This is a genomic window from Paenibacillus sp. UASWS1643 (assembly GCF_008693195.1).
GTDB lineage: Bacteria > Bacillota > Bacilli > Paenibacillales > Paenibacillaceae > Paenibacillus > Paenibacillus amylolyticus_B.
Map to the genome: position 1 here is coordinate 26,693 of NZ_VXKZ01000113.1, position 20,792 is coordinate 47,484.

At 47.9% G+C, this 20,792-nt stretch carries 13 protein-coding genes; 6 read left to right on the plus strand and 7 right to left on the minus strand.

What is annotated here, in order from left to right:
- Positions 1-148 precede the first annotated feature (148 nt).
- The 3 genes from FE296_RS20510 to FE296_RS20520 all read left to right on the plus strand — a co-directional run bounded on the left by FE296_RS20510 (position 149) and on the right by FE296_RS20520 (position 4,306).
- Positions 149-1,891, plus strand: a complete 1,743-nt coding sequence (locus tag FE296_RS20510) for an ABC transporter ATP-binding protein (protein ID WP_150366136.1) — start codon at positions 149-151, stop codon at positions 1,889-1,891.
- Positions 1,884-3,701 carry an ABC transporter ATP-binding protein gene (locus tag FE296_RS20515; RefSeq protein ID WP_124117123.1) on the plus strand — a complete coding sequence of 606 codons (1,818 nt, stop codon included), beginning with the start codon at positions 1,884-1,886 and terminating at the stop codon, positions 3,699-3,701. Before FE296_RS20510 ends, FE296_RS20515 begins: the two co-directional genes overlap by 8 nt.
- Positions 3,702-3,805: 104 nt before the next feature.
- The gene (locus FE296_RS20520) at positions 3,806-4,306 is read left to right on the plus strand and encodes a hypothetical protein (protein ID WP_124117124.1); all 501 of its coding nucleotides are present in this window, start codon (positions 3,806-3,808) and stop codon (positions 4,304-4,306) included.
- 34 nt (positions 4,307-4,340) lie between these two features.
- Here FE296_RS20520 and FE296_RS20525 read toward each other — a convergent pair whose 3' ends face one another.
- Positions 4,341-4,772 carry an Lrp/AsnC family transcriptional regulator gene (locus FE296_RS20525; RefSeq protein ID WP_124117125.1) on the minus strand — a complete coding sequence of 144 codons (432 nt, stop codon included), beginning with the start codon at positions 4,770-4,772 and terminating at the stop codon, positions 4,341-4,343.
- A gap of 131 nt (positions 4,773-4,903) precedes the next feature.
- Here FE296_RS20525 and FE296_RS20530 point away from each other — a divergent pair, with 131 nt between their 5' ends.
- Positions 4,904-5,656: an MBL fold metallo-hydrolase gene (locus FE296_RS20530; protein WP_124117126.1), complete on the plus strand. Its 753-nt coding sequence runs from the start codon at positions 4,904-4,906 to the stop codon at positions 5,654-5,656.
- Between the two features lie 439 nt (positions 5,657-6,095).
- On the opposite strand, the gene arfA is transcribed toward FE296_RS20530, so the two are convergent.
- Complete coding sequence (gene arfA / locus FE296_RS20535) at positions 6,096-7,601, minus strand: arabinosylfuranosidase ArfA (protein WP_150366137.1); 1,506 nt, start codon at positions 7,599-7,601, stop codon at positions 6,096-6,098.
- 182 nt (positions 7,602-7,783) lie between these two features.
- Between arfA and FE296_RS20540 the strand changes: the two genes are divergently transcribed.
- Positions 7,784-8,689 carry an ArsR/SmtB family transcription factor gene (locus tag FE296_RS20540; RefSeq protein WP_411860596.1) on the plus strand — a complete coding sequence of 302 codons (906 nt, stop codon included), beginning with the start codon at positions 7,784-7,786 and terminating at the stop codon, positions 8,687-8,689.
- 119 nt (positions 8,690-8,808) lie between these two features.
- On the opposite strand, the gene FE296_RS20545 is transcribed toward FE296_RS20540, so the two are convergent.
- The 5 genes from FE296_RS20545 to FE296_RS20565 all read right to left on the minus strand — a co-directional run bounded on the left by FE296_RS20545 (position 8,809) and on the right by FE296_RS20565 (position 19,509).
- Positions 8,809-9,603 carry a C40 family peptidase gene (locus FE296_RS20545; protein WP_124117129.1) on the minus strand — a complete coding sequence of 265 codons (795 nt, stop codon included), beginning with the start codon at positions 9,601-9,603 and terminating at the stop codon, positions 8,809-8,811.
- Between the two features lie 527 nt (positions 9,604-10,130).
- Positions 10,131-13,406, minus strand: coding sequence for a glycoside hydrolase family 48 protein (locus FE296_RS20550; protein ID WP_124117130.1), 3,276 nt, complete (start codon positions 13,404-13,406; stop codon positions 10,131-10,133).
- A gap of 266 nt (positions 13,407-13,672) precedes the next feature.
- Positions 13,673-16,666, minus strand: a complete 2,994-nt coding sequence (locus FE296_RS20555; RefSeq protein ID WP_223868981.1) for a glycoside hydrolase family 9 protein — start codon at positions 16,664-16,666, stop codon at positions 13,673-13,675.
- Between the two features lie 341 nt (positions 16,667-17,007).
- Positions 17,008-18,744 carry a methyl-accepting chemotaxis protein gene (locus FE296_RS20560; RefSeq protein WP_150366138.1) on the minus strand — a complete coding sequence of 579 codons (1,737 nt, stop codon included), beginning with the start codon at positions 18,742-18,744 and terminating at the stop codon, positions 17,008-17,010.
- Between the two features lie 213 nt (positions 18,745-18,957).
- Entirely contained in the window at positions 18,958-19,509 is a 552-nt protein-coding gene (locus tag FE296_RS20565; RefSeq protein ID WP_076251333.1) for an undecaprenyl-diphosphatase, read from the minus strand.
- Between the two features lie 184 nt (positions 19,510-19,693).
- Between FE296_RS20565 and FE296_RS20570 the strand changes: the two genes are divergently transcribed.
- Positions 19,694-20,689 carry an LCP family protein gene (locus FE296_RS20570; protein WP_150366139.1) on the plus strand — a complete coding sequence of 332 codons (996 nt, stop codon included), beginning with the start codon at positions 19,694-19,696 and terminating at the stop codon, positions 20,687-20,689.
- Positions 20,690-20,792 lie beyond the last annotated feature (103 nt).

A 20,792-nucleotide genomic window follows, 5' to 3' on the forward strand; every position in this document is an offset into this window, starting at 1 on the left:
GAATAGAGAAATCCATCGGATGACGGATAAACAACGAACCGGATCGCATACAGTAAGAGGGCACGACGCGCTAATAACAGGTGTCGGCCCTTTTCTTGACTCCACCCGCTGAACTGACTTCACCTATAACAAAAGGAGAACAATGCTTATGTCCAAGAAAGGATTACTTCGCGGTTATGTTGTGTCGAACTGGCCTGTTTATCTGGTTGCTGTTCTTCTGATTATTGCCTCCAATGTCGGGCAAGCATCCCTGCCCCGCATACTCGGCAGCTTCACGGATCAATTGATGCAGAACACACTTCAGATGCAGACAGTCGTAAGGTACAGCCTGTCTCTTTTGGCTATTGCTATTGGGTATAATGTGCTGTTCGGTACCGGACAGTTCATGATTATGAAGCTTGGTCGACGCTTCGAATTCATGACGCGTGAGCGTATATTCAGTAAGTTTTCCGAACTTAGCGAACATTATTTCTCCAAACAGGGGAACGGAAAGCTGCTCAGTTATGTCATGAATGACGTTACTTCCGTACGTGAAGCAATCTCCAATGGCGTGACGCTCATGACCAATGCCACCTTCCTGCTGTTGTCCTGCATTGTCATGATGCTGCTTAGCGGGATTCCGTTGACGCTCATTCTAATCAGTGTTGTTCCTTTGCTGGCGATTCCATTTCTGGTCGTGTTTTTTGGTCCACGGATTCGCAAGCGCTCTCGCGACGTGCAGGAAGCTCTTGCTACCATGACGGAATCGGCGGAAGAGCAGCTGGGTGGCATTCGCGTAACCAAGACGTTTGCCATCGAAGAGAGTGCTCGTGCTCGCTTTGGAACTACCGTTGATGCAATCAAGAGCAAACAGCTTCGTCTGGTTCGTCTGTCTTCGTTGTTTCAGGCTTTGCTCCCGCTGCTGGGAGCTATCTCATTGGTCGTTTCTCTGCTTGTCGGAGGTATTATGACCATGCAGAATTCTATTACACTAGGGAGTTTTGTCGCCTTAACCTTATATCTGCGCATTATCATGGGACCGCTTCAACAGATCGGCAATGTTATCAATACCGTTCAGCGCTCAGGCGCATCACTGGAGCGGGTGAATGACCTGCTCAGCGAAGTAGCGGATGTACGTGAACTTCCTGAAGCCACATCGCTCCAAACCGTACAAGATATTTCCATGGAGAATCTAACCTTCTCCTATCCCGGCAGTTCATCTCCTGCTCTCAAAAACATTCAACTCCATATTCGTGCCGGGCGAACGGTGGGTATTGTAGGCAAGACCGGCTCAGGTAAAAGCACCCTCGTTAAGCTGTTGCTGCGTACATATGAACCACCTGAAGGAACAATCCGCATCAATGGTACCGATATTCGGCAGCTGTCGCTGGAAAGTCTTAGATCACGCATCGCCTATGTCCCTCAGGATGGATTCCTGTTTAGTACCACCATCCGGGATAACATTGCATTCAGCGACAGGGAAGTATCGCTGGATACAGTGGAACATAGTGCACGACAAGCCATGATCTATGACAATATTGTCCGTTTTCCTGATCGCTTCGATACACGTCTTGGTGAACGTGGACTCACCCTGTCTGGTGGACAACGTCAGCGAACCAGCCTTGCAAGAGGACTGATCAAACAAGCACAGTTACTTATTCTGGATGACAGTATGAGCGCGGTTGATGCTGTCACCGAGAGTGGTATTCTGAGCAGTTTGCGCGAGATCGGCAAGGGCAAAACCACATTGATCATCTCTCATCGCATCAGCGCGGTCCGTCATGCGGACGATATTATCGTTCTGGATGAAGGGCGAGTCGCTGAGCAGGGAACACATGCTCAGTTGATGGCTGCCAAGGGGTTATATGCGGCCACCTACCGTTTGCAGGAGGAGGGATTACATCATGTCTGACGCTAACCCTGAACTTCGACCAGATGCAGAAGACGATCATAGTAAACGAACTTCGTTCAAAGCGATGATGGCATACGCCAAACCGCATAAATGGGCTTTTGCCGGCATCTTCTTCTGTTCACTGCTGGGCATATCGGCAGATCTGCTGCAACCCTATCTGGTGAAGATCGCCATCGATGATCATCTGGCCATCGGCCAGACCAGTGTGGGCTTTCTCGTTCAGCTCGCAGCCATCTTTCTCGGGCTGGCTGTCATCAGTTTTATTTTTACCTATATCCAGAATAATCTGTTGCAGCATGTGGGACAGAACATTGTATCCCGGATCAGAAAGGACCTGTTCAAACATATCTCCAAGATGTCCATGTCCTTCTTTGACCGTTTCCATATCGGGAGTCTGGTTACAAACGTATCCAGTGATACGGAGACCATCAGCAGCTTTTTCACCCAAGTACTGCTCAGTTTGATTCGAGATGGCATGATGCTGGTGCTCATTATCGTCTTTATGTTCCAACTTGATCCTGTGCTGGCGAGTTACTCCCTGATCGTTCTGCCTGTCATTGCAGTGGTTGCGGTATTATTCCGTAGTCGACTGCGGAAAGCTTATCAAAATGCTCGTACCCGGCTTTCCCGTTTAATCGCTTTTACGGCGGAGAACTTGTCCGGCATGTTCTTGATTCAGGCTTTTCACCAGGAAGAGGAACAGAAGAAACGTTTCTCGGAACAAAATGAGCTCCATCTGAAAGCCAACATTGCTCAAGCCCGTTCCAATGTCATATTCAACCGGACGTTTGATATCCTCGGCAATGCGGCACTTGTCATGATGGTCTGGCTTGGAGGTCGCGCCGTACTGGGTGAGTCCCTGCAAGTCGGGGTATTGTATGCGTTTATCAGCTATATTCGTCAGTTCTTTCAACCGATTAACCAGATTACGATGCAATGGAATACATTCCAGTCCACGACCGTATCGATGGATCGCATCTGGAACATCCTGAATACACGGCCTGAAGTTGCTGATCCCAAACCCGGGATAGCCTCCTCTCTGGAACCACAAAATGTGATGGGCCAGATTGATTTTAATGATGTGTCATTTGGTTATCGGGCAGACCGGCCCTTGATCCAGCAGATGAACCTGCACCTCTATCCGGGTGAAATGGTAGGTATCGTGGGCACAACGGGCGCTGGAAAAAGCACCCTGATCTCCCTGCTCAATCGCTTCTACGATGTAGACAAGGGCAGTATCGAGATTGATGGTACCGATATCCGGCATCTGCCGCAGGCTAAGCTTCATCGTATCGTGGGTCTGATTCAACAGGAACCCTTCCTGTTCTCCGGTTCCATCATTGATAATGTGAGGATGTTTCGTGAGGATATTACGCGAGAGCAGGCGATTGAGGCCTGCCGATTTGTCGGAGCACATGCGATGATTTCACGTTTGCCTCAAGGATATGATACGCATCTATCCGAACGCGGAAGCGGACTGTCCGCCGGGGAGCGGCAGTTGATATCGTTTGCCCGGATCGTTGTGTTCCAGCCCCGAGTGCTCATCCTTGATGAGGCAACCGCCAATCTGGACTCACACACGGAACAGCTAGTGCAGCAGGCGCTGGAATCGGTATCCCAGGGACGCACCACCATTGTCATTGCTCATCGCCTGTCCACGGTGATGCATGCCGATCGAATTCTGGTGATGGAGAATGGTGAGATTGTAGAGGAAGGGCCACACCAGGAACTAATCGCTGCCAAAGGTGTGTATGCAGACTTGTACACCCATGCGCGTGATGCAGGTAAAAATTCAGCTATATCAGGGTAATGAACCTGAGTTATAGTAAATACAGAACGTTGAACATGCCGCTCTGCTTATGCAGGCGGCACGTTTGGCATATCGATCAGCATTGTTAATTAGGAGGAACATCTATGCATCAACCCGAAACACCCAAGCGCGACCATCAGCAAATTCGTTACCGACGCAGCACAGCTCTATGGAAAGGAAGTTTATGCTTCCTGTTCCTTCTCTTGTGCGTGAGCTTATTATGGATCATCGTGGACGGACAAGCCGAAAGACTTGAGACGATATACTATTTCATCGCAGCCGTACTGGGTATGTGGTTGATTGGACCGCTATTCTTCATGTTTGTGTCACGACTAACCAGAACCCCTGCCACGTTGTTATCCTGGAATGATGATGTGTTGAGCACGGGCAAACGGAAGATTTCTTGGAGCCAGATTCGCAAAGTTGAACTCGCCTCACCTGCCCGCAGCAAGTGGCTCCTGTCTGCTTCTCCCATGATCGTTCTGTTCCTGAAGGACGGCACACGTTCTCATATTCAGACAGATCATCTGCTGAGCAAAAAAGGGCTGAACCAGGCTGTGACTTTGCTTCAGGAGACTTTACAGGAACAGCAGCAAGCTCTTTGAGTACCGGGATGGATGAGGACAAGCTCCCCACATATCACTGTGATTTCTCTACACCTATGGACAGGCTGACTTTGTAATTGCCGTAAGGTAGCAATGCTTCAAGCAGTTGGCCAAGCTGCTCTGTGGTGCCGGTCTGCACTCTCATCAGATAACAGCCTTCCCCGCTGACGCGATGGACTTCAACAATGTCCTTACGATCAGTAATGAATGTACGAAAGGCGGCATGTCTGTCACCGGAGTTCAAGAAAACCGTGACAAATGCCTGTAGGCCGAGGCCCAGGCGTTCCGGGTTCCATTTTACCGTATACCCTTCAATCACATCCAGGTCTTGCAACTTGCGCACTCTTGCACCGACGGCCTGTCCCGTGAGATGAACCTGTTCACCGATCTCTTTGTAAGAACGTTTGGCATCCTGAATCAGGATCTGCAAAATACGGATATCCGTGTCATCTATCATTTCATTCATCTTGCCTCAGCAATCCTTTCACGGTGAAATTAGTGTGGTCTAATTCCATTCATCATGTTATGTACTACATTAAACGGGTTGTATACCATATAGGGTAATACTATTAAACAACCCGAAGGAGTGCAAATATAATGAAAATTCAATTGATTCGCAATGCAACACTGTGGCTGGAATACGGAGGGCTGAACATTCTCGTTGATCCAATGCTGATGGACGCCGAAGTCATGCCCGCATTCCCCAATACACCCAATGAGTTACGTAATCCAAGAGTAGCTCTGCCTGAAACCGATACGGATTATCTGAATCCAGATCTGTTGATTGTGACACATACCCATCCCGATCACTGGGATGAAGCAGCAGCGAAACAACTTGATAAAGACATTCCTCTGTTCTGCCAGCCTGGGGATGAAAATGTATTTTTGGGTGCGGGATTCACAAATGTAACAGCTGTCGATGAAAAATATGAGCATCACTCTGTCCGATTCGCCCGTACATCCGGGCATCATGGTACAGGTGAAATCGGAGAACGTATGGGCAACGTGTCCGGTTTCGTACTTGAAGCAGACGGAGAACCCGTCACCTATATCGCTGGGGATACCATCTGGTGTGAAGAACCTGCTGAGGCCATTCGTCAATATACGCCTGAAGTCATTGTTGTGAATGCCGGAGGAGCACGCTTCCTGGAGGGTGATCCCATTACAATGGACGGGCCTGACGTTGTAGCCGTGAAGCGCCATGCGCCGTCTGCTCATGTCATCGCTGTGCACATGGATGCGATTAATCATTGTGTGATGTCCCGTAAGGATCTTGCCACTTATCTGACATCCGAGCAGTTGGGTGGGCAGGTACTCATTCCGCGTGATGGTGAAAGTTTTGAGTTTTGAAACAGAAGCCAAGCTGATGAGAAATAACCTTTCAGACAGGTAGGGGAATTGCAACGAACGCAGCACACGCTATTAGTCTGTTCTAGGCTGCTCTAATATTCTAACGAATCGTGGATACGTTATTTCCGCTCTGAGCATGCTTTTCCCGAGATTTATCCGTCCTTTTGCTAAGCTAACGTGTCTTAGATTCGTTAAATTTCGAATATAAAGATAATCAGCACAATAAGGTGCCCCAGATTCGTTAGCGCGTACACAGATGACTATGTACTGTGCTGTGAACTACATGTTCAATACACGCGTTTCATCAATACGTTGCTTGACTTGTCTGCCACATTATTGCTCGTGGCGCCGCGCCTTCCGTTCCCCCATAAAATACAACGAAAAAGGTGGATGCGATCAACTCGCTACCCACCTTTTTTTGATTCACGGAACACGTTGATTACTGTACTTTCAAACGGATCACGTTCCATGATGCTTTCGCCAAACTCGCCGTAATCAGGGTATCGGATACAACTGCACCACCGCGATTATGAGGAGCAACGCGATTCGGTTGTGCGGCCGTATTCGAAGCTTTGAGGTCATCACTTTCCAACACGATATGTTCAATCAAGCTGCATTTCCCGAAACTGCGCAGATCCACTTCAAGCGGAAGCGATTCTTCCAGATGACGGTTGACTGCGAATACAGTCACTTCACCCTGCTCTTCGTTATGAACTGCAATGCCCTCCAGATAAGGAACATCTGTGATTTGTTTTGTATCGTATTTCGGAGATTGGATCAATGGCACCAATGCTGTTCCGCGTCCGAACAAGGACGTATGCATGAATGGATAGAAAATCGTCTGTCTCCACGAACCACCGCCCGTCTCTGTCATGATCGGCGCAATAACGTTAACGAGTTGTGCCAAACATGCCATTTTAACCCGATCCGCATGTTTGAGCATACTGATCAACATACAACCAACAAGCAGTGCATCCTCGTGGTTGTAGATATCCTCCAGCTGTGGCGGAGCAATCTGCCACGGATCCATTTTGGAGTCACTTTCATGGGAGTGATACCATACATTCCACTCGTCAAAGGACAGATACATGGTCTTTTTGCTGCGTTTCTTCGCTTTAATATAATCACAGGTTGCCTTCACGGTATGGATAAAACGATCCATTTCAAGCGAGCGTGCCAGGAACGTTGGCGTATCCTGCTCCTGATTACCATAGTACTGATGCAGGGACAGATACTCCACATGATCATACGTATGATCCAGCACGGTTGCTTCCCAATCCGGGAATGAAGGCATATTCAGATTCGAACTTCCGCAGGCTACCAGTTCAATGGTCGGGTCCGTCCACTTCATGACTTTAGCCGCTTCAACAGCTGCACGTCCATACTCTTCTGCCGTTTTGTGACCGATCTGCCAAGGACCGTCCATCTCGTTGCCCAGACACCATGTTTTGATCGCATGTGGCTGCTTGTATCCATGCTTGATGCGAAGATCACTATAATACGAACCTTCCGGATGGTTGCTGTACTCTACAATATTGCGTGCTGCATCCGCGCCCCGTGTTCCCAGATTGACGGCCATCATGACTTCGGAATTGGCCTGTTTCGCCCAGTCCACGAATTCGTTGAAGCCGAATTCATTGGTCTCGATTGTTCTCCAAGCCAGTTCCAGTCTGCGTTTGCGTTCTGATACAGGTCCTACCGAATCTTCCCAATTGTAACCGGATACAAAATTACCTCCTGGATAACGTACAATCGGCACGTGCAACTCCTTGACCATCTCCAGTACATCCGTGCGAAAACCCTGTTCGTTCGCAGATGGGTGCCCAGGCTCATAAATTCCACCGTACACGGCGCGTCCGAGATGCTCAATGAATGAACCGTATAAACGCTTATCAACTACTCCAATAGTAAAATCCTTATCTACCGTCATTTTTGCTTTTTCCATAATGAATTTCAACTCCCTAAGATTAATATAAAAATTAATTGATATTCTATGGATCAACGTTCATATTTATATTAAAATCGATTATAGCCTTAATTTCAACCTGAATTTTGCAAAATGTTATTCTTTTTACTGAATTTATGTTTAACTTAATTCTATATAGATAAAATGGAGGAACAATTGTGATTAGAGCAAATACCGATGCCGAGTGGCTACCCCTATATGAAGCACTTGCCAGTGAAGTACGTTTACAGATTATCCGCCTTGTTGCCGAGACACCCATGAATGTGAAAGACCTTGCTGCCTCATTGGGTCTGAGTAGTGCCATCGTGACCATGCATGTCCGCAAACTTCAGGATGTGGGCATTATTCAGTCCAAAATGATACGCAAAGACGGTGGCACGCATAAAATGAATAGCCTTGCTGTAGACTGGATTGGCATCTCCATGCCGCAGGAAAGCGGCACAGCCCGCAAGCTGCACGAGGTTTCTGTACCTGTAGGACACTACACCCACTTTGACGTCTATCCGACATGTGGTCTCGCTACATCCACTCAGGTCATTGGACAGTACGATGACCCTCGCTATTTTCTCGACCCCGAGCGAATGCATGCCCATATTCTGTGGCTTGGCCGTGGATTTGTGGAATACAAAATTCCAAACTATATCTTATCCGGTCAGCAGATCAACGCCATTGAATTGTCCCTGGAGATCGGATCAGAAGCCCCATCGGTTAATCCAAATTGGCCCTCGGATATTACATTCATGCTGAATGGCATCCGATTAGGGGAATGGACAAGCCCTGGAGATTCAGGCAACGGACGTGGCATGTTCACCCCGGAATGGTGGAGTGACAGTGTCAATCAGTACGGCATGCTCAAGGTACTGCGAATTACCAATGAGGGTACGTTTATTGATGGACAACATCTATCCGACATCACACTCGCAGATATCCCGGTTGAACGCAACCAATGGACTCTTCGTCTTTCGGTGGAGGAAGATGCTCAGCATGTAGGCGGACTTACCTTATATGGCGAGGGATTTGGCAACTACAATCAGGATATCCTGTTCCGACTGTACTATCACGATTGAGTTATTCGGAACATAAATAACACAAAAACACCTTCCAACTCACCTTTTAAAGGCAAATGGAAGGTGTTTTATATGCACATGAACATGCGCGGAATATCCAGTACGGTCCTTTTTCTAAACTATAGTGCACTGCCGCCAAACAGGAAGCGATACTCCCAGTGTTTTCCGGAGATTTCACTTGTCGTTACACCACCGCCAGCGTTGGAATACGTATGTAATACTTTTCCGTCGCCCAGGTAAATCCCTGTGTGCGTAATGGTTGCGTTGGATTTATTCACGCCCGAATAAGATGATGCAGAGCTGCCTTTATACGACATGAAATACATCAGATCACCACGTTTCAGGTTTTTCCAGTTGGTCTGAACCGCTCCCTTAGCTTTCACATAGGCTCCCTGTTTACGAGAATCAGCTGGAAGCTTGATGCCAAGTGCATCGATAAAAGCCTGACGTACAAAGCTGGAACAGTCAAATGTAGCTGTGCTGTTACGACTCGCTCCGAATTCATACGGTGTACCCCAATATTTCATTCCCGCCGCAATGACTTTCTCCACAGACGCATTGCCGGTTTCCGATGTGCCACTATTCGAACCCGATCCGCTTGTACCGCCACTAACAGCTTGTGTGTATTTGGATGAAGAAGATATGTAGCCTGTCCGATTAGCAGAATCCTTAATCTTATACCAATTCGAACCGGATTGCTTAAGCACTGTTACCGTTTCCCCTTTAGCGACCAAGCGAACAATCTTCGCAGAAGAAGAAGGCGTTGTGCGTAGGTTTACGCCCCAAATTACTTTTACTTGTGAATTGTCAACAGCAGCTGCCGATACCTGTGCCGTTAGTGCTCCTGTCGTCAGACTTCCCATCAGCATCGATGCTGTGACACTTGCCGTAATAATCGTTTTCTTCCAATTCATGATGTCGAGTTCCCCCTGATGTTACAGAATTTTAACCTGGCTTGCTTCTCCCCGGCTTGCCCCATTGTAAACGGGCTATCCATAACGTTCATCAGTCAAAAGTCCTGTATTGGTGCAGGCGCACTTGAGCACTAAGTATCAGGGTCTGTCCATCATCTATTGGCAAAAAGCACTGCTGATTCCTTCTTTTACAAAGGTTAAATTATTGTAACTATTTGATATGCTTCATTTTTCCACGATACAAGAGTTAGGTCAATTCTCATCCAGGACATGCGCCATACGAACTAGATTTTAATGTTTAAAATCGCAAATATGGTAAACATTACTATGGTTCAATTTCTATATACTGTTCCCCGTATTCACATTTCTGCCTCCAACCTGGATACAGATCGATTTATTAGCAGTGTCCGTTTGATTATTTCGTATTTCATTTTTGCTTTTCCATAAAAAAAGAAAAGCCAGGGGTTTCTCCCCGGCTTAACCTGTATGATGAGTAACATCACTCTACAACTGGTCGATCAACTCATTTAAGGTTCAATTCCCCATACCTTGGCGCCATCCTGATAAGCTGTCACTTTTGTCCAGGCACTGAAGGCCGATTGGTTGGAATCAAAGGAATAATCATTGGTTTGATCAAAATTCGTCCAGTTGTTTTTCGAGAAACGTCCCTGGATGATTCCGGTTTCGGCACCTGCGGCCAAACTGCCGGCACCTGCTTTGAATTCAATCTCCAGATACGTATCTGCCGTGCCCTTGGCCGGATCCATCGAAACAAAATGCCCTTCCACGTTACCACTGCCAATCTGTGCATAATCACACCAGAAACTCAGATCAGCGGCACTATCCTTGGTGAAATAATACCGGACCTTCACTTTGCTCAAGTCCACAGCAGTTGTACCTGTATTCTTCACATTAAATTGTGGAGTAATCGCATTGACCGAAGTTCCTGAACTACCATTACGGTATTGTACTTCAAGCGTTCCCGTTGTAACTGGAGGTGCCAATGGGGTCAACACCAATACATTTGAATTCGTCTGACCACTCGTATTAATGGCTACGACTCTATAATTATAAGCCGTACCATTCACCGCTGTAGCATCGGTATACGTGAGTGTGGTCAAACCTGTCGCCAGATCAGCATATGCCCCGGTGCCTACCGAACGTTGTACCTTATAACTTGATGCTCCAGTTGATGCAGTCCATGTCAGTACCGCCTGGGCATCGCCAGCCGTTCCAGTAAGGTTGAATACGCCTGGCACAACGGTACCTGCGAGTGGTGTTGCAGATGCCTGTGTCGACGGTGCAGACTCACCTACGGCATTCACCGCAGTGATGACATAATAATACGTTGTGCCGTTGGTCAAGCCTGTATCCGTGAATGTCGATCCTGTGACCCCTGTTTCTACAGACGTATAAGGACCACCATTCACCTCTGCACGCTTCACGGTATACGAGGCTGCACCAGCGGCTGCGTTCCAATTCAGGACCACTTGCTCACTTCCTCCAGTTGCTGTTACGCCAGCAGGAGCAGCGGGTACTTCCACTTCCGGACTATCGGAATCTCCGAGGAGACGATCATACTCGCCGTACGCTGTAGCCATATCCACCTGTGACCAGAACCGGTGATACGTAAAGGTTGGTGCACCATTTTCCCACTGCTTCGTGGTCGGGTTATATGACGTTTTGTACAGATTATCCAGGTAAGCCCATGCCGGATCTTGCTTGATGGCCGGACGCAGATCGGAGTATCCAATGTATACGCCATTGCCACCTTTCGCCGGATCGGAAGGTACACCTGCTGTACCTGGAATCGTGTTGCCTTGACCAAAGGTTCCAGACCAGTTCGCCGGGATATAGATCTCTTTGGCAAAGAAGCGGAAGTAGTCTTTACGTTCTTCTTCCGTAACAATCCCCACACCATCATTGTAATCCCAAGCTGTATCCAGCAAAGCCTCGGCCAAATCCTTGGCTTCTTGGCCTTCCGCGCTAAGTGTGCCGTTTTCTGCCTGTGTTCCCGCTGCGAAGAAGGTCAGAGCTTTAACGTAACTTCCGAGAACTCCTGTGTCCTGCACTGGATCTTTGGTCGTTACACGGAAGTTCGGATTTTCCGTAAACGAACTGAATCCGTTCCATTTGTCAGGTTGACCCTGCCATTCCTGACCACCCGGAATCCAGAACTCTCCCGGAGCCGGCGTTGTTGCTACCTGAACATTAGTTCCACCCAAAATGCGCTGTCCAGCCGTATTCAGATAATAGCCTTGCGCATCCGTCACCGGACGCTCATCCACAAATACATAATCCTTACTCCAGTCGATCCATTTCGTGATTACCTTTTTGGCCATCTGGAAGTTCTCAGAGGTCAAATCACCGCTCTCCGCAAGAATATAGTACATCTCGGCTACACGCTCCAGCGGCCATGCCTGGAATCCAAACCAGGTGTTGGAATCCGGATCACGATATACAGGTGCCTCCTGATAAGCCATGTCGTAGAATGTACTTACGCCTGCCGGATAGGCTTTGTATGAACCATCCAGACTGTTCGTTGCTCCCCCGCCAATAGCTCCTTCATGGGATTGTAGCCAAGTGTAGAATTCCAACTGACGTTTCAGCGTAGCATTCCAATCTGCCTTCGCTGTTGCTGATTTCGGAATCAGGCCGCCTGCCGGATCAGACAAAGCATACGCTGCAACCGGGTTTTGATAAGCCTGATGGGTATGGCTCGCTCCAATGCGCCAAGCCCAATCCCCACCTTGACCCAAGCCACCGCCCCAAGACGTATACCAAGCCATGAGATACATGTTGGAATCCTTGCCTGTACCCGGAGTTGGCGTACCGCTCTTTGCACTTCCAATTTTCTGGAAGTATTTATCATACATACCATAGCGCAGATAGTCCCCCATCTTCTTCGCTTTATCCAGATATTCCGGATTGTTGTATCCCATCTCCTTCGCCCAATACAGCACCTGTACAGCACGCGCATCGGCATCCGTTGCGTTAGTGTAACGCCATTGCGCTGACGGTACCTGAGTTTCCTTTGTGAACAAGCTCATGAAGCCTTCGTTTGCCTTACCAAAAGATTTATCATCCTGGGATGGATGCGGAATGGCTTCCCACACAGACTCCTGCTCCCCACGCTGGAACGTGTTCACATAGGTAGCTGTATGTGATGGATTCAACAGGTTGCCATACCCATACCAATCATCCACATCGACCAGCCAGTGCATGAGATAGGTCTGATTGTCACCATAGGTCGCCTTAAGTTCGGCATCAATCGGGTCTTTACCCGCTGCATATTGACCATTAAGTTGCGATGGATATTGATCAGGGAAAGGTTTTTCCGCTGCATACGTAGCAGGGCTGTTTGGGTTATATGAGCTCATCGTTGGCTGCTCTTCCTTGCCGTCACCTTCGTTGACCGGGATAATGTATTTCTCCATACTGTCCCAAGCTGCTTCCAATTGGGACCAATCTCCCGTGTAGTGACCATACATGGTTTCCAACCACAGCCAGTAACTGTATGCCTCTGACGTCGTCATATGACCATAATCCGGGGCCTCACTCAACAGCGTCTCAATGGAATGATACGGTAGACCCTCTGGCGAAAAATATCCGTTCGCCGGATCTTTCAACTGATCATACAATTGCAAAAACCGGGCTTCATTAATGCTGTCTGCCTGAATCTCGATGGCCTGATCTGCGGCATGTGCCGTCTGTGGCCCTGCCCACAGTCCGGTGTATCCGGTCAACATGACGGTTCCCGCCAGCATGGCTGTTAAACTTTTTTTCGCAGCTGATTTCAACATTAATATATACCTCCCTGGAATAGTGGAATATAAGTGCGTGTTCAAAAAGAGCGGTTTTCAGTACCGAGAAGATGGGATGAAGCTAGAAATGGAGTAGCGCAGCGTAGGGAAAACTACGTGAGCAACGGACATTTCGGCTGAATTCCATATTCGATGCTGATGATGCCACCAGGCATCCTTCGTAATCAAAATCGAACTTTTTGAACATCCTCTATAAGTGCTGTTGGTCTGCCCATGCTGCTCTTCGTCTTCTGACATTCAGCCAGTTACGGCTCCAAGCCCCATACTTTGGTGTTTCCCTGATACCCGGTTACCTTGTTCCATGCGGCAAAAGCCATCTTGGAAGCATCATAGGAATAATCATTACTTTGATCGAAATTGCTCCAGTCATTTTTGGAAAAGCGTGCTTGAATCACGCCGGTCTCTGCTCCAGCGGCCAAACTGCCTGCTCCCGACTTGAAGCTAATCTCCAGATACGTATCTGCGGTACCCTTCTCCGGATTCACTGCGACAAATGTACCTTCAACATTGGCCGTGCCCATCTCGGCATAATCACACCAGAAGGTCATTTGATCCGCACCATCCTTGGTGAAATAATATCGGATCTTCACGGTACTGAGATCAATCGCCTGTGTTCCGGTATTCTTCACGTTGAACTGCGGAGTCACCGCATTACTTGAATTCCCGGACCCTCCGCTGCGGTACTGCACTTCGAGTGTACCGGTCGTCACCGGAGGTGCAGAAGGCGTCAGTGCCAGGACATTGGACAGTGTCTGTCCGTTCGCATTCACGGCTGCAATCCGGTAATTGTACGTGGTGCCATTCAGCGCTGTTGTATCGGTGTAAGTCAACACGGACAATCCGGTTGCCACATCTGCATATGTCCCACCTGCTACCGAACGTTGTACCTTATAGCTAGTCGCGCCCGAGGCTGCTGTCCAAGTCAGGACCGACTGCGCATTACCAGCTGTCCCACTTAAAGTCAGTGCTCCCGGCACCGTCGAAGCTGCTTGCGGGGTAGCCGACACCTGCACAGAACCCGATGATTCCCCTGCTGAATTCACAGCAGTCACTACATAATAATAAGTTGTCCCATTGGTCAGTCCTGTGTTCATGTAGGTCAATCCATTAACACTTGTTGCAACAGTTGTATATGGTCCTCCACTCACCTCGGAACGCTTCACCGTATAAGATTCGGCCCCGGATACAGCGGCCCAGGTCAGGTTAACCTGACTGCTTCCCGCTACAGCCTGCACACCAGCAGGTGCGCCTGGAACCGTGACTGGTGCAACACCAGGCTCCTGTCCATACACCTTCACCCCTGCATCATAGACTGGAAGGTATATGCTCTTCACAGGAGTACCTGTGGTCAGCGTCTGGAACGAATGATCATTGCTGGCATTCCATGCACCCTGTGGGCCTGTAATGCGGAACTGTACTTCTTTACGATAATTTCCTTCCCCACCTGGATAGATCTTGGTATTACCGAAGTTCGCCGTAATGGCATAGATATGCTGGGCTGCATTCACCACAACGGGTTGGGATACCGTCGCCCCCTCCGTATAGGAGGTTGTCACTTGCACGTCCGATACGCTACGTCCGGCAGCATACACTTCACTCAAATCCAGGAAATACTTAAAAGACAGTTGATCTCCCATTCGGGCAGGCCAAGCGGAACGATTATTAAGCTGTGCTCTGATTTCCGTATAATTGGCACCTGATGATTTGATCGCAGCCTCCACAAAGAACTCATCTCCCTTCACCTCAGGTGCAGGGAAGTTCGCAAGGGGCTGATGATTCTGACCAAATAGCAAATTCATCTTTGCCAGTGCGCCGGTAAAACCAGCATTGTAATCGGTTGCGACCTCATTACTCACGTAATCCCCGATATCATCGGTATATCCATCCGATGCATCCGGGCCACCGACCATGGCACCATACAGAATGTGGCGATGGTTAGCCGGGATATCTTCGTTATTCAGCCATGAACCGTGAGCGGTCCGATGATGCGGATGTTGAGGTGCATTTTGCCCATATCCGACCACATAACTGCTCTGACGCGGATTATCGCCCAGAATATAATTCATCTGTGAGACAGCAAAATCCTGATATCTTGACTTTTTCACAGGATCACTGACCCAGTCGGAGTATACAAAAGAAATAAAGGATGCATTCGCTGCATATCGGAGCGAGCCCCACTGATCCAGCCACGCCAGACCTCCTGGCGTATACTTGACTCGTGTCCCATTGACTCCAACCGTCCAATAATCCAGATTGCGCTCAGTCGACTGAATAAATCTCGTCGCCTCCGGCATGTTCAAACTGGACGTAATTCGGGCAAGCAGGATCTGGGCACCATAATGTTTACTGTCCCAACCTTGTGTCCAGGTATACGGCCAATTGGCTGGGCCTCCGCTAGAAGACCACCGGTCCGTAGCCGCAATGGCTTTGGACAAGTAAGCGCTGTCATTAGTGGCTAAATAAAGCCATGCTCCACCCCATGCCAGCTCGTCTTCGTATCCTGTCCACGAATTATAAAACGCTGCAGCATCAGTGATACAATCGGTGTATTCCCCCCGATATGTATCTGCGAAGTTGTACAGCTCTTTCGCATGTTGGAGCAGTCTGGCCGAATATGCCGGATCATCATCTGCAAATACAATCGATGACGCTGCCAGTGCTGCAGCTGTTTCTGCCGCCAGATCACTGCCCGGGCATGAGGCATCAATCTTGAACGAAGGACGGTTCATCTGCATGACTTCTGCGGGACCCCACCAGGCATGGTCGGTATTACCTGCCCCCACTTGTCCCCATAATTCATTTGGTTTCGTATGCGCTTTCATAAAATAGTCGGTCGCCCATCGGATATTATCCTTGATCTCCTCCAGTTGTCCGGCCTGTTCATATCCGTCGCCATATTCCACGACAGACCAGGCGAGCATCGTTGCGGAAGCAGCCATCGGAAAACCAAACTTCACGTGATCTCCGGCATCATACCATCCTCCGGTCAGATCAACGCCTACATCAGACCCATCCTGCATGCCCGAATTACCACGCCATTCGACCCGATTACTGGCTTGCAACGGACCCGAACGCTGTGCCTCATAGAAGTAAATGGCCTTTTGCAGTGCTTCAGCATAGTTCTGATTTCCGGCGGCCGCATCCGCCTTACGAACTCCTGTGCCCATCGATAAACTCCCTGCCAGTAGTCCTGCCGTTAACGCGATCATAGCGACTCGTCTCCACCAGCTCCCCTTCATGTTCAACTATTCATCTCCTCTTCATCAATATTCCGTATGCATTACTCTGGACTGCAAGTTTATATCGCTCCTCCCCATGGTGTATTTCAGTGTAAGTTCCACCATTAATTACCATTATAGCCGTTTGTTTTACTAGCTATATAAGCGTTGGTGACTTCTGCAATAACATTGTTGTGACCTGCTTTGCGTCATGCGACAAAAAAAGCTGTTTGTCTAACGCATATAAGCGTTAGACAAACAGCTTCTCGCCCTTGCTGTAATCAAAACCACAGATCGAATGGTATTCTGACCATCTCATCTGTATGTTTCTGTACACCTTAGGTGTCAGAACATCTCATTAGTTACACTTTGAACTTGTTAATCTGCTCCTGCAGTTCTTCGGCCATTTTGGATAATGAACCTGCAGATGAAGCAATCTCTTCCATCGAAGCCAACTGCTGCTGAGTTGCGGCAGATACATTATGAACCCCGCCCGCTGCCTCTCCAGCAATGTTGGAAATTTGACTTACATATCCTACAACCTCAGTTGTACTCGCCGACATTTCCTCTGAACCTGCAGACACTTCTTGGATTTCACCCGCAACTTTGTTGACCGCATCCGAGATCTGCTCAAACGCTTGTCCTGCCGCAGTAACCATCTCGATTCCTGCTTCTGTCTCACTGCTGTTCACTTTGACTGCCTGAACAGCATGATCCGTATCTTTCTGAATCAATTGAACGAGATCCGTAATTCGTTGCGCAGATGTAGAAGATTCCTCAGCGAGCTTCCGCACTTCTCCCGCAACTACGGCGAAACCACGTCCATGCTCTCCTGCTCGTGCGGCTTCAATGGCTGCATTCAGTGCAAGCAGATTGGTCTGCCGGGCAATGTTGTTGATTACCTCGGTGATGGTACCAATCTCTGCTGAACGTTCCCCCAGCCCTGTAACCAATTCTGTAAGCGAAGCAATGGAATTTCGAACAGAACCCATCTGTTCAACCGCTTGCTGAATAATCATATTTCCTTCGGAAGATTGATTCGCCGCATCTACAGCAGATACGGATACACTCTGTGCAAGCTCGGCAATCTGCTCTGATCCGAGAGCCATCTCATTCATCGCCTGTGAAGAGCGCTTCACAATATCAACTTGATCAGACGTACCTACAGCCAGTTCCTCGACCGTTTGGGAAATCTGTTCCGAGGCTTGGGTATTCTGCTCTGCACTTGCAAGAAGTTCCTCCGATGAAGCGGCTACCTGTTCGGAAGTCATCGATACCGATTCAATCATGGAGCGCAAATTGCCACTCATGGTATTGAAGGAAGCCGCAAGCGTTCCCAATTCGTCTTTGTTCTTGAGCACAATCGTCTCACCCGTCAGATCACCGTTGGCAATCGCCATGGCTGCTTCATTCATCTTTTTGATTGGACGTGAAATGATGCTTGCAATGAAGAAGGCAATAAATACAGCTACCAGGAATGCAAAAATCGTCACTGCCAAAATTACATTAAATGTATTCTCTGCCATCACTACAGACTCATTCGTTGCTGCATCCGATCCTTCATTGCCTAAAGTGATTAACTTGGCGATAGAGTCGTTTGCTGTGTACCACATTGGATAGGCTTCAGTGTGCAGTCTACTTGCTTCTTCATAGTTATTTGCAATACCGAATTCTATGAATGCAGGCATTTTCTCCACATAAGCATCATAATTCGTACTGAAATCATTGTAGAGCTTCATTGCCTCATCATTGCTCTCAATGTATGTGAGCAACTGTTTACGCTCATCCTCAATCTTCGTGAGGAGCAACTTTAACGCTTCATTCGCCTTGACATTTTCTGCTTCGTCTTGTTCAACGATAATCGCCAGCGCCAACCGCTCTACGTCTGAGATATCACCATTCATCAATCCCAGGAGGCTTACACTCGGCATCCAGGTCTTATCTACAGCATCTGCTTTATTAGACATATCATGGATCTGTACCAGCGCATAGCCACTTACAATAATCAACAGAGCCACGACTATAAGAAAACCAGTCAGTAGCTTGCCTCGAATCGTTAACTTCAATCTCCCCAACATGTTTCCCCGCGTGTCTTCCATGTGTCCCACTCCTCAAATAATACATATTTATAGTATATCGTCACCTATCGTCATGAATTGTAGATGTTAGAATTCATTTTCTATAAATTTCATATAACTTCGAATATAACGCAAAACAAGTCTCCCATCTCTGGCAGAACCAGAGATAAGAGACTTCTTTTCTTTCATTAAACGAAGCCACACCACCACTTCACTAGACACTGCATTCTGACGCTATCGAAAAACACGTCGGTGTATGTTAATGAAGAAGTCGGGAATCGACTTGGTATAATTGCGGGTTGTAATCAGCACCACACTAAGCAGACTTCCGAGAATGAATCCTCCCAGAATATCTCCTGGATAATGCACACCAACATATACACGCGACACCCCTGTTAACACAGCGAGTAACAACATCCATGAACCGAAGCGACGTCCAATAAAGAATGAAGCAGCCGCTAGAGCAAATACAAAGGAAGCATGTTTACTTGGAAAAGAAGGATCAGGTACATGGGCAACCAGCTGATGTACAGTCCCTTCTACAAAAGGTCTTGGATGACCGACCGCTGGTGATATTCCCCATTTGGCCAGAACTAGCGCTACAATGGAAGCCACACAGGCATAGAAAACAATTCGTTGTTTCGATGGATCGCCGAGAAACCATACGATAACGAGCAGTGCGATCATGACCCAAACCGCATACTCTGATGATGTGATCATAAACCAGTCCAGAAACGGTATTTGGTCTGCAAACTGATTAATCCAATTAAATAGTGATTGATTCATAACTGGCTTTTAATACCCCCATTACACAAAACAAGATTATTTTTTACATAATAAATATACACTAACTATTTGTCAAACAATCCTCACATTGACCGAAGTTACGAAATCAAAGAGGACATTTTGCTTTCTTTTTGTTAAACTAGTTTGGGTTACATATCAGTTCAATCATAGAAAGGTGAAGATTATGCTTAAAAAATGGTTATGGGGTACAGCCCTGACCCTGGCACTTGCGATTACAGGTGTCGTTGTATATTACGGATATTCGATTGTTCATTTTGCCAATAGCATCTCCACTGCTTCCGGGACTTCATCCAACTCGTCCTCTTCCGGCACAGACAGCGATTCAGACACACCATCTACAACGATTCCCAGATGGGAGGGCCAGGAACGGGTGAACATTCTGCTCCTTGGTGGAGACTCAAGAGGCGACGATGCAGGGCGTTCGGACTCTGTCATGGTGGCATCCATCGATCCAGTCACCAAGAAAGCCCATCTATTCTCTGTACTGCGAGATACCTATGTAGCCATTCCAGGGCATGGCAAAAGCAGACTTAATGCAGCCTTTTCCTACGGGGGTGCGGAGCTGACCAAACAAACCGTCAGTGATCTGCTCGGCATTCCTATTCAGCATTATGTCTACACAGACTTTACAGGTTTCATGGCACTCGTTGATGCGATAGGCGGTATTGAGATTGACGTGGAGAAAGACATGTATTACACCAGTAAAGCAGATAAACATATGTACGACATTGACTTGAAAAAAGGGTTGCAGCAGATGGACGGCAAAACCGCCCTGCAATATGTTCGGTTCCGGCATGATGCCACCTCGGATTTTACCCGTACCGAACGGCAGCGGATCTTCATGACCGAGCTGGCCAAGAAAATGCAGAGCACCACGTCGCTCTTCAAAATCCCGGATATCCTGGAAGCCATCGCTCCTTATATTGAGACAGACCTTAGTCCAACCCAGATGTTAAAACTCGCATCACTTGGCTTCGATATCCATGTGAACGATATCGATCAGCAGCAGATTCCACCGAACAAACTACTCACCAATGAACTGGTCGGCTCAGCTCAGGTGCTGGGTGTTGATGTGACCAAACTCCAGTCCTACATTCAGAAACTGTTTGAAGAAGATGCTGAGTCCTCAGAGACTCCATCATCAGAGGAACAGAACTAAAACAAGCATGAAATATATCAATAAAAAAGACGGCCAAAGCCGTCTTTTTTATTACCTATTTTCTCCATTTAATGCAGCCTTAATGTTTAACGGGTACCCTTAT

Bases quoted from the DNA above. Each gene is read 5' to 3' on its own strand.
- FE296_RS20545 (WP_124117129.1), bottom strand. From the start codon at position 9,603: ATGAATTGGAAGAAAACGATTATTACGGCAAGTGTCACAGCATCGATG.
- FE296_RS20510 (WP_150366136.1), top strand. From the start codon at position 149: ATGTCCAAGAAAGGATTACTTCGCGGTTATGTTGTGTCGAACTGGCCT.
- FE296_RS20560 (WP_150366138.1), bottom strand. From the start codon at position 18,744: ATGGAAGACACGCGGGGAAACATGTTGGGGAGATTGAAGTTAACGATT.
- FE296_RS20565 (WP_076251333.1), bottom strand. From the start codon at position 19,509: ATGAATCAATCACTATTTAATTGGATTAATCAGTTTGCAGACCAAATA.
- FE296_RS20520 (WP_124117124.1), top strand. From the start codon at position 3,806: ATGCATCAACCCGAAACACCCAAGCGCGACCATCAGCAAATTCGTTAC.
- arfA (WP_150366137.1), bottom strand. From the start codon at position 7,601: ATGGAAAAAGCAAAAATGACGGTAGATAAGGATTTTACTATTGGAGTA.
- FE296_RS20550 (WP_124117130.1), bottom strand. From the start codon at position 13,406: ATGTTGAAATCAGCTGCGAAAAAAAGTTTAACAGCCATGCTGGCGGGA.
- FE296_RS20530 (WP_124117126.1), top strand. From the start codon at position 4,904: ATGAAAATTCAATTGATTCGCAATGCAACACTGTGGCTGGAATACGGA.
- FE296_RS20570 (WP_150366139.1), top strand. From the start codon at position 19,694: ATGCTTAAAAAATGGTTATGGGGTACAGCCCTGACCCTGGCACTTGCG.
- FE296_RS20525 (WP_124117125.1), bottom strand. From the start codon at position 4,772: ATGAATGAAATGATAGATGACACGGATATCCGTATTTTGCAGATCCTG.
- FE296_RS20515 (WP_124117123.1), top strand. From the start codon at position 1,884: ATGTCTGACGCTAACCCTGAACTTCGACCAGATGCAGAAGACGATCAT.
- FE296_RS20555 (WP_223868981.1), bottom strand. From the start codon at position 16,666: ATGAAGGGGAGCTGGTGGAGACGAGTCGCTATGATCGCGTTAACGGCA.